We start from the raw sequence: 9,644 nt of genomic DNA on the forward strand, positions 1-9,644 counted from the left end.
ATGGACCGCCTACTATGGAAAGCCTGGTCCAAAGGTGATGCGCCTGGGCCTCGAAGCCTTCCGTCGCATCAAATACGGCACCACTTTGAGGCTCAAAAATGTGTGAATCGGATAGCCGGTCACCGGGCTTTTTTGCCACCGTCATCTCTCGCGCGAACGTGTTCACGCGAAAAACTTAGCGCCAGCGTCGGGGCGCCAGGACCACACGACTTCGCCGTCCGCGTTACCTGCGCTCGTCAGTCGCACGCATCGCGTCCACCGCATCCCACCGCAACGTTCGTGACGATCGCGACCCGCCCCTCATTCGCCGTGAGACGCGCGGAGTTAAATCACTGATTTGCCCGACGGCGAAAGCGGAATGTTTTTCGCGCGAGGGCTGGACCGGGCAAATCACATTGATTGGCTTAAGGAAAATCGCGCGAACGATACGACGCCGTCATGCCCGGGCAAAAGCGCGAAGCGCGTCTTCGCGCAGATGTCCCGGGCATCCACGTCCTTTGCCTCGGTGCGCGGGAGAGAACGTGGATGGCCGGGTCAAGCCCGGCCATGACGAAGGAGAGGATTGCGCAATGCGTCCCTCAGTCATTCCGGGGCGATGCGATAGCATCGAGCTATGATGTGCAATTGCACATCAGAGAATCCATTTTTCCGCTTCCGTAAGTGGGCAAATGGATTCCGGGTTCGCGACTTCGTCGCGCCCCGGAATGACAGCGGTAGGTGTTTGGAGGCCGAGCGCCGTTTTATTCAAGTCTCACGAGCGCCCGGGTGAACCGCTCACTGCCATCTTGCGATCGGCCCAAAGCTTGAGATCGCCCACCGTCAACATCTTCAGGAACGGATTGGCGGTGACCAGCTTTTCGCGGGTGGTGCGGCCTGTCACGTCGGCGGCGGCCATAAGCGAAGCCGCGTCGGCGTTTTCTGCTGCGGTCAGCAACGCCACCGCACCTGCCGGTCCGGCGAAATGCACGAGGTAGAGAGAACCCGGCGTGATCGGCAGGCCCCGCTTGCTCAGCATTGCGGCATTTCGCTCGATCGTGCGTGCGGTGATTTCCCGGGCAAGCCCAGTATCCCGACGCAGCTCCAGCACTTCCTTGTCGCTGCGTCCCTGGACCAGATCGCGTCGGTGTCTTCGAACGGCTTCAAGCCATGTGTCGTCGAGAAACTGAGCGGCTCCGGTCGCGCTCGAGCGTTTGTTCTTCGCATTCGCATCGCCGTTTGATTCAGCCGTGATGATGCGCTCGACCAGCGCCCTGATCGCGGCCTGGTCGATCGGTTCGTCCTTCAACGGAACGTCGCGAAACAACAACAGGCTTGCCGTGACGGCGAATGCGATCGCGACCGCCAGCAGGATGGCAATGGCTTCCACTGACCACCACTGCCGCGCCGGCACGATGTTCCGACGTTCATCCGGATCAGGCGGCCTGATTTCATCAGCACGGCCTGCCGGCTTCGACATGGGCATGGACGTGGGCATGGATCTGGGCATGGGGTGGCGCGGCCCGGTATCAGCCACCCCTTCGAAGGCAAAGGATTGTTGCGCTAGGTTTGACATCCCAGTGGCAGGCTCAATGCTTTGAACAGGCCGTCGAAGGCGCCGGGCTGACAGGACTTGGCCTCGACAGTTGGTTTCGAACGCGTGGTCTTTGCCGTCTCTTTGGCAATCTCGTGCTTGGGCAGTTGCTTGGGTCGAGGTTTCGGCAGCACGACAACGGGTTTTGCGGCTGGGACCGCGCGCGCAGGCGGCTCAAGGATCGGCGCGGGTTCCGGCGCAGCCGCGGCGGATTGAACCGGCGGCGCGATTGGTTCGGGCGAGAAGATCTGCTGAGCCGATGCCTGCTGTTGCGCGTGCGGGATTTCGAGCCGATCTGCTGCGGTCAGCGTATCGCCAGGGGCGGCGAAGCTCAGGGTTGCCTGAGCAAGCTCCGTCGCGACAGACTTTGTCGCGCGCGGCGGAGTCTGGATCTCCATCACCGCAAGCGTACCGAGGCCAACAAGGATGAGAGCCGCCCTCATCTGATCTCGCGCTTTCCGAACGAAAGTCCTCGATCACGCCGGGTAGGAATGGGTCCCGAGAATGCAAATGCAATTGCTAGGGTCCAATGAGGCGGCTTGGCGGCGGACGTGAACCCAGCCGGGACCTTGATCGGAAAAGATCTGGAGTAGGGTTAACGCGGGTCTGGGAGGTAGCCTGTTGGAACAATGGCCTGCCACAAAGAATAAAGATCCCTTAACTTGCGGTGAGGGTCGTCACGCAAGGATCGCAGCCATACCTCTCACTCCGGCAGGCCCGCTTTGCGCAAACCCTCGGCAATGCGCTGAAACTCGGCAAGGAAGGTGACATTGTCGGACCACCCGTTCCCATCCTGCAACCAAAGGGCAACAGTGTAATTCGGCCTGAGCCGACGGAGTTCGGTGACGGCAGCTCGAGCTTCGCGCTCGTGTCCAGTCAGCGCACTGGCGGCAGCGAGGTCTGCGTAGGCAATCCAGAGGGCGCTCACCGCGATGGAGCGGCGGCACCAATCAATCGCCTCTTCATATTGCCCGAGATGGCTGTGCGCATGACAGATGTAGAAGTACCACGTGCTCAGCAGCGGATCACGGGGGCTGAGCTGAATTGCCATTTGAAGCGGAGCAAAGGCCTCCGCGGAACGCCCGACGCGGATCTTGGCGGCACCGAGCGCACCATGGGCCGGGGCGAGGCTGGGATTGATTGCGATTGCCTCTTCATACTCACTGACGGCGGACTCGACGTTCCGACCTCTGGCCCGCAGGATTTCTCCCTTTACAAAATGTGCCATTGCGTCACTGGGAAACTTTGACAGGACCTGCCCCACAGCGTTCTCGGCACGTTGCAGTTGGTCCGCCGGCGCATTGCTCCAGCGATAGTTGACCTCCATGGCCAGAGCATCTGCCAGGCCCACCAGCGCCTTGGGGAAGCCGAAATCGATCTGAAGCGCGCGCTCAAAAAGGGTGCGAGACTGCGCCAACTGCTCGCGCGAATAGGGTTGATTCAGCACAGCCCACCCGCGCATCGTGAGATCGACTGCGTCCGGCCTGTTCGGTCGCGCAAGCTCCGCGTCGCGGCTTTCCTGGTTAATCAGTTCAAGATCAAACCGCCGGGCCAGCCGTCCGGTGATGATGTCCTGAAGTTGCATCGACTTTGACCAGTCGCCGTCGACGCGCTCCGACCAGACCTCGGCGCCGGTCCGGGCATCGATCAGCCGGGCATGGATTCGAACCATCGTCTCGGTCCTGCGCAGGCTGCCGTCGAGAACGTAACGAACGCCAAGTTCGCGGCCAGCGCGCTTTGGGTCGACGTTCTTGTAGGCGCGGGCTGTGTTGGGTGCGATCACGAAGCTGTCCTGGATCCGTGAGAGATCGGCGCTCAGATCGTCAGTGAGGGCTTCCGCAAAGTAATCCTGCTCGGGCTCGTTGCTTAAATTTGTGAATGGCAGCACGACAATGGACAAGCGATGCTCCTGCGGCTGCGGCTCGCCTCCCCGAAGATACCAATAAGCCGCACCGCCGCTGGTCATGAGAAGGACCAGTGCTGTCATCAGAGCCGTTCGAACGTGCCGTGCACCAAGCATCCGCCGCAGGCGTAACGGAAAGACAGCAATCGGAGACGAAACCATCGGCGGCGTGTCGGAGAGCGGCGACGAACACGGTGAGCTCGTCGCTGGATCGCTCGGCCGTATTCGATAGACGCGCACGGGCCGAGCGATATTCTTGAGCTGCTGCTCGCCGGTGTCCTCCAATGGAATGTCGAACTTGCCCCGCGCATCCTCCTGCACGCGGGCGGACACACAGATGCCTCCAGGCTCGGCGAGCGTTTGCAAGCGTGCAGCCACGTTGACCCCATCACCGAAGATGTCGCCTCTCTCGATGACGATATCTCCCTGATGAATACCGATCCGGAACTCGATGCGCTTGTCTTGGGGTAGCCCGGCATTTCGCTCAGCCATGCACCGTTGGACCTCAACAGCGCAGCGGAGTGCGTCGATTACGCTTGCGAACTCGGCCAGCAGGCCGTCCCCGGTGGTCTTCACGACCCGGCCACGATGCTTAGCAATCTTGGGGGCCACAAGTTCACGGTGGAGAAGCTTGAAGTGGGCAAGGGTGCCCTCCTCGTCGGCGCCGACCAGACGGCTATAACCCGCGACGTCTGTAGCCAGGACCGCCGCGAGTCTTCGTCGGACTCGCTCCCGCTCCACGCCTAATCCTCCTCAGGAGGTACCTGGTGGAGATTACCACAAGTTCCTGGCCGCGGGATATCGGCTTATGCGCCGCGCATTTTCGGTTCTGAATTCTGTCATTCCGGGGCGATGCCACCGGGTCCGCGCGAAGCGCGGCCCGATGACAGGCTCTGCATCGAGCCCGGAATCCATTCCTCCGCCTGCGCTTGAGGCCCGATGGATTCTCTGATGTGCAATTGCACATCACAGCTCGCGCTGACGCGCGCCCCGGAATGGCGGCGGTGGGCGTGGCGGAAGGGATGGCGGATTACGCCTTGCGCATTCGCTCTTCGAGCGAAGACGCAAAGCTAATCCGCCCTACGATTCTCTTAGCCCGCAACCGCCGCCGGGATGTCGCGCTGGCGCTTCATGACGATCTTGTTGAGGGCGCCGAGATAGGCCTTCGCCGAGGCGACCAGCGTGTCCGGGTCGGCGGCGCGGGCGGTCATGGAGCGGCCGTCATGGGCAAGGCGCACCGAGACTTCGGCCTGCGCGTCGGTGCCTTCAGTCACCGCGTGCACCTGGTAGAGCTCCAGCCTGGCGTCGTGCGGCACCAGGCGCTTGATGCAGTTGAAGACCGCATCGACCGGGCCGTTGCCCTCGGCTTCCTCGATCCGGGTCTGGCCGTCGACATCGAGCTTCATGGTCGCGCGCTGCGGGCCATGGGTGCCGGCGATGACGGTCAGCGAGGTCAGCTTGATGCGGTCGTGCGCGGCCGCGATCTCCTCGTCGAGCAGCGCCTCGATGTCCTCGTCGTAGATGTCCTTCTTGCGGTCGGCGAGCGCCTTCATCCGCGCGAACGCATCCTCGAGCTGGTTCGGACCCAACTTATAGCCCATCTCCTCCAGCTTGTGGACGAAGGCATGGCGGCCGGAGTGCTTGCCGAGCACCAGCGACGACTGCTTCAACCCGACCATCTCGGGCCGCATGATCTCGTAGGTGGATGCATCCTTCAGCACGCCGTCCTGATGGATGCCGCTCTCATGCGCGAATGCGTTACGGCCGACGATGGCCTTGTTGTACTGGACCGGGAACGAGGTCGCCGCCGAGACGAGCTTGGAAGCGCGCGTCAGTTGCGTGGTGTCGATCTTGTTCCAGTACGGAAACTTGTCGTTGCGCACGTTGATCGCCATCACGATCTCTTCGAGCGCGGCGTTGCCGGCGCGCTCGCCGATGCCATTGACGGTGCATTCGACCTGGCGCGCACCGCCGACGATGCCGGCCAGCGAGTTGGCCACGGCCATGCCCAGATCGTTATGGCAGTGGACCGAGAAGATCGCCTTGTCGGAGTTCGGCACCCGCTCGATCAGCGTGCGCATGAAGTGGGTGTATTCGTCGGGCGTCGTATAACCGACGGTGTCGGGGATGTTCACCGTGGTGGCGCCGGCCTTGATGACGGCTTCCACGATGCGGCAGAGGAAATCCATCTCGCTGCGGGTGCCGTCCTCGGCTGACCATTCGACGTCGTCGATGTGGTTACGGGCGCGGCTGACATTGGCGATCGAGGTCTCGATCACCTGCTCCGGCGTCATGTTCAGCTTCACCCGCATGTGCAGCGGCGAGGTCGCGATGACAGTGTGGACGCGGCCGCGCTTGGCAAATTTCACCGCTTCCGCGCAGCGGTCGATGTCCTTCGGATGGGCGCGGGACAGGCCGGCGATGACGGCATTCTTGGAGCGGCGGGCGATCTCGCTGACCGCCTGGAAGTCGCCCTCCGAGGTGATGGGGAAGCCGGCCTCGATGACGTCGACGCCCATATCGTCGAGCAGTTCGGCGACCTCGAGCTTTTCCTCGAAGGTCATGGTGGCGCCGGGGCACTGCTCGCCGTCACGCAGCGTGGTGTCGAAAATGATTACGCGGTCCTTCTCGGACTTGTTGGCGATGGTCATCTGCAAAGTTCCTTTGGGTCGATCGCGCTATCTTATCACTGAGCGCTAAAGGGTTTCTGTCGTTCTCACGCAACCCCTGAGTGCCCAGGCGCAACCGCCCAGACGGCCCTCAGGGGCCGATAAGAAGCAGAAGCCCGCCAAGAAGGAGGGTCGGCAGCGACGCAGCCGGAATCGCGGGGGCGGCTTGGGCCGTTCCCGTCAGAATTCCATCGATTTCGCTGCGAATCAGCATTGCCGGTACCCTTTGGAGGCCCAATCCTCGGTCAAAACCATTGATGGTTGGTTGCCGAGGCCACCTCCGCGGGCCGTTTCTAGACGAAGAGAGCGGCCGGCCGCAACGGTAAAAAGATGGTCAGTGGGGCTGACCTAAATGCCGGCCCCCCGCCGCCACGCGGCTTCGTAGCCGTCAAGCCATCGTACTCCGTCATGCCCGGCCTTGTGCCGGGCATCCACGTTCTTTGCTGCCACGGCAAGGACGTGGATGGCCGGGACAAGCCCGGCCATGACGGCTGAGACCTACTTCGCCCTGTTTCCTGCCTTCGCCTTCTTCCCCGCCCCGCCCTTACCTTCCGCTAGCAGGGCCTCGCGGACGCGTTTGAATTCGCTGCGCTCGGACTCGTCGACCTTCGGAAAATGCAGATCGAGCTTCTCGAGTGCGCTGACGATGGTGGAGCCGATCACCACGCGGGCGAACCATTTGTGGTCGGCCGGCACGACATGCCAGGGCGCGGCGCGGGTTGCGGTGTGGCGGATCATGTCCTGGTAGGCGGCCATGTAGCGCGGCCACAGCGCGCGCTCATTGATGTCGGCCATCGAGAACTTCCAGTTCTTCGACGGCTCCTCCAGCCGCTCCAGGAAGCGCGCGCGCTGCTCCTGCCGGGAGACGTTGAGGAAGAACTTCAGGACCACGATGCCGTTGCGCGAGAGGTAGCGCTCGATCGCCGAGATGTCCTCGAAGCGTTCGCGCCAGATGTTCTTGGTCACCAGCCGCGGCGGAATCTTCTGCTTGGCGAGGATTTCGGAATGCACACGCACCACCAGGCATTCCTCATAATAGGAGCGGTTGAAGATGCCCATGCGGCCGCGCTCGGGCAACGCGATCATCGAACGCCACATGAAATCGTGGTCGAGCTCCTTGGACGACGGCTCCTTGAACGAGGTGACCTCGCAGCCCTGCGGATTGACGCCCTCGAACACACTCTTGATCGCGGAATCCTTGCCCGCGGCATCCATACCCTGGAAGATCAGAAGCAGCGACCAGCGGTCCTGGGCGTAGAGCTTCTCCTGGAAATCGTTCAGCCGCCTGCGATTGGCCTCGATGATCTCTTCACCCGCTGCCTTGTCGATGCCGCCCTTCTCATTGGTCTTGAGCGATTTGAGGTGAAACTGCTCCGACCCGTCGATGCGGAACGGTGACACAAAAGGTTTCAGCTCGTCAGCCAGCAGCTTCGATTTCTTGCCCATGGGCCCTTTCTTACCTGCTCAGATGCATCTCGATGAAAGCGGTGACGAAGCGCGGCATCGCGGCAGTGAGGTCGCTAAAATCCCGCACCAGATGGATCGCCGCCAATTCGGGGTCTTCCTGCAAGGCGAGATTGTTTTCGATCCGCGCGCGCAAGGCATCGCCGGACATGTCGACATACAGGATCCGCATCATGGCGATGGCGACGCCGGTGAAGACGCAATCCCAATGCGCATCGGGACGATAGTCGGCAGCGGTGAGCCCCGTCTCCTCCTCCACCTCGCGTGCGACGCTGCTGGCAATATCGAGCGTCTCGCCCCTGATGTCATCGAGATCAGGCGTGCCCGACGGGAAGTAGACCCGTCCGGGGTTGGAGGTGTGATGACCCATTTCGCCAAGCACGAACGCGCCGTCGCTTGCCAGCAGCGCGCCCATGCCAAAGCCGTTGAACACGCCCCTATCGGGAAAGCCCCAGTCGCGCCAGGCGAGGAAGCTCGCAAAATCGGTCTCGAAATAGCTCGCGCTCAGGCGCTCGCCTTCGAACGTGGCACTGCGGCCCAGCAGAACACGGCCGTTCCAGAGGTTTGGCCGCTCGCGCTGCGCCTCGGCGAAATGCGCATCGATCTCGGCGCGGCGTTCTTGTGCGAACGGCCACGCCCATGGCTGCACCTTGAGATCGAGCGCGGTAACGCGATGAATGGAAGGTGGCGTCATTGACGAGGGCTTACTTCGCACCCTGCCCTGTAGTCTTCGCCTGCTCGACCAGTCTGTTGGTGTAGGTCTTGCTGACGTCGATATTGGCCTTGGCGACTTCCGGCGAACCCTCGCTGAACACCGCCAGCACCGCGTCGGCGCCCTTCGGATCCATCTTGCCGGTCTCCGAATACATCGGAATCGTGTTCTTCAGCGCGGCGAGATAGAGCGCTTTGTTCTTGCCGACGATCTCGTCGGGCATCTTGGCCATGATGTCTTCCGCCGAATGCGAATGGATCCAGGCGAGCGTGGCAAGGATCGCGTTGGTGAGCGCCTGCGCTTCCTTCTCATGCGACTTGACCCAGGCCGCGGTCGAATAGAGCGCGCCGCCCGGATATTCGCCGCCGAACACCGCGAGCGTATCATGCTGGGTGCGGGTGTCGCTCAGGATCTTCAGGTCGGCATGGCTGCCCTGCAGCACGGTGACGGAGGGATCGAGCATCACGGCGGCATCGATCTGGCCCTGCTCCATCGCCGCGACCGCCGTCGCGCCCAGGCCGACGCCGATCACGGAGGCGCTGGTGGGATCAAGCCCGTTCTTCTTGAGCAGATATTTCAGGAAGAAATCAGTCGAGGAGCCGGGCGCGCTGACGCCGATCTTCTTGCCGGCGAGATCCTTGATCGAATTGATCTCTGACGTGTGCTTGGGCGACACCACCAGCACCAGGCCGGGATAGCGGTCATAGACCACGAAAGCCTGCAATTCCTGCCGCTTGGCGGCGAGGTTGACGCAGTGATCGAAATAGCCGGAGACGACATCGGCGCTGCCGCCGAGCACGGCTTTCAGCGCATCCGAACCGCCCTTGAGATCGACCAGTTCGACCGCAAGCCCCGCCTTCTCATATTCGCCGAGCTGCTTGGCCAGCACCGTCGGCAGATAGCACAGGCAGGCGCCGCCGCCGACCGCGATCGTGACCTTGCTTTGCGCTGCGGCAAGACCTGACGTCAGCACCAGCGCGAGCAGCACGCCGGCCAGGTGGCCGAACAGTTTCCTCATGATCGTCTCCGTTCCGTTGGGAGCAAGATAAAGCAGCACGCGGGCGTTGAGAAGGCTCCGCCGTCATTGCGAAACGCGGTCCCGTAGGGTGGGCAAAGCGCAGCGTGCCCACCATCTACGGTCGGTGCAAGAAAGGGTGGGCACGCTCCGCTTTGCCCACCCTAAGGTTCGTACCCCCGCGCGGACCCCCATGCCACAGCCCACACCCCCAACGCCCAAAACAGAGCGGTTTAATCGATCCCGGGGAATAGGGCCGATGCCCCGCCCGGGGCCGCCGCCCTGGGGGGGCGCCGCACCCCCCGCCCCCC

The 9,644-nt window shown here is 62.5% G+C and carries 7 protein-coding genes; all 7 read right to left on the bottom strand.

Translation table 11 applies throughout. The annotated features are described in order from the left end of the window. Positions 1 to 751: 751 nt before the first annotated feature. On the bottom strand, positions 752 to 1,456 hold the full coding sequence (locus ACZIRK_RS43735; RefSeq protein ID WP_474419681.1) for a lytic transglycosylase domain-containing protein: 705 nt from the start codon (positions 1,454 to 1,456) through the stop codon (positions 752 to 754). Between the two features lie 83 nt (positions 1,457 to 1,539). After that, the gene (locus ACZIRK_RS43740; protein ID WP_474419683.1) at positions 1,540 to 2,013 is read right to left on the bottom strand and encodes a hypothetical protein; all 474 of its coding nucleotides are present in this window, start codon (positions 2,011 to 2,013) and stop codon (positions 1,540 to 1,542) included. Between the two features lie 260 nt (positions 2,014 to 2,273). Next, complete coding sequence (locus ACZIRK_RS43745; RefSeq protein ID WP_474419684.1) at positions 2,274 to 4,214, bottom strand: adenylate/guanylate cyclase domain-containing protein; 1,941 nt, start codon at positions 4,212 to 4,214, stop codon at positions 2,274 to 2,276. Between the two features lie 350 nt (positions 4,215 to 4,564). Then, positions 4,565 to 6,124, bottom strand: a complete 1,560-nt coding sequence (locus ACZIRK_RS43750; RefSeq protein WP_474419686.1) for a 2-isopropylmalate synthase — start codon at positions 6,122 to 6,124, stop codon at positions 4,565 to 4,567. A gap of 516 nt (positions 6,125 to 6,640) precedes the next feature. Further along, positions 6,641 to 7,588 (bottom strand): polyphosphate kinase 2 family protein, encoded by a 948-nt coding sequence (locus tag ACZIRK_RS43755; RefSeq protein ID WP_474419688.1) that lies wholly within the window; start codon positions 7,586 to 7,588, stop codon positions 6,641 to 6,643. A gap of 10 nt (positions 7,589 to 7,598) precedes the next feature. Then, the gene (locus ACZIRK_RS43760; RefSeq protein ID WP_474419689.1) at positions 7,599 to 8,300 is read right to left on the bottom strand and encodes an NUDIX hydrolase; all 702 of its coding nucleotides are present in this window, start codon (positions 8,298 to 8,300) and stop codon (positions 7,599 to 7,601) included. A gap of 10 nt (positions 8,301 to 8,310) precedes the next feature. After that, entirely contained in the window at positions 8,311 to 9,336 is a 1,026-nt protein-coding gene (locus ACZIRK_RS43765; RefSeq protein WP_130230180.1) for an ABC transporter substrate-binding protein, read from the bottom strand. Positions 9,337 to 9,644: the final 308 nt, after the last annotated feature.

This window comes from Bradyrhizobium sp. Leo114, from assembly GCF_055229415.2.

Bases quoted from the DNA above. Each gene is read 5' to 3' on its own strand.
- ACZIRK_RS43735 (WP_474419681.1), bottom strand. From the start codon at position 1,456: ATGTCGAAGCCGGCAGGCCGTGCTGATGAAATCAGGCCGCCTGATCCG.
- ACZIRK_RS43740 (WP_474419683.1), bottom strand. From the start codon at position 2,013: ATGAGGGCGGCTCTCATCCTTGTTGGCCTCGGTACGCTTGCGGTGATG.
- ACZIRK_RS43750 (WP_474419686.1), bottom strand. From the start codon at position 6,124: ATGACCATCGCCAACAAGTCCGAGAAGGACCGCGTAATCATTTTCGAC.
- ACZIRK_RS43755 (WP_474419688.1), bottom strand. From the start codon at position 7,588: ATGGGCAAGAAATCGAAGCTGCTGGCTGACGAGCTGAAACCTTTTGTG.
- ACZIRK_RS43760 (WP_474419689.1), bottom strand. From the start codon at position 8,300: ATGACGCCACCTTCCATTCATCGCGTTACCGCGCTCGATCTCAAGGTG.
- ACZIRK_RS43765 (WP_130230180.1), bottom strand. From the start codon at position 9,336: ATGAGGAAACTGTTCGGCCACCTGGCCGGCGTGCTGCTCGCGCTGGTG.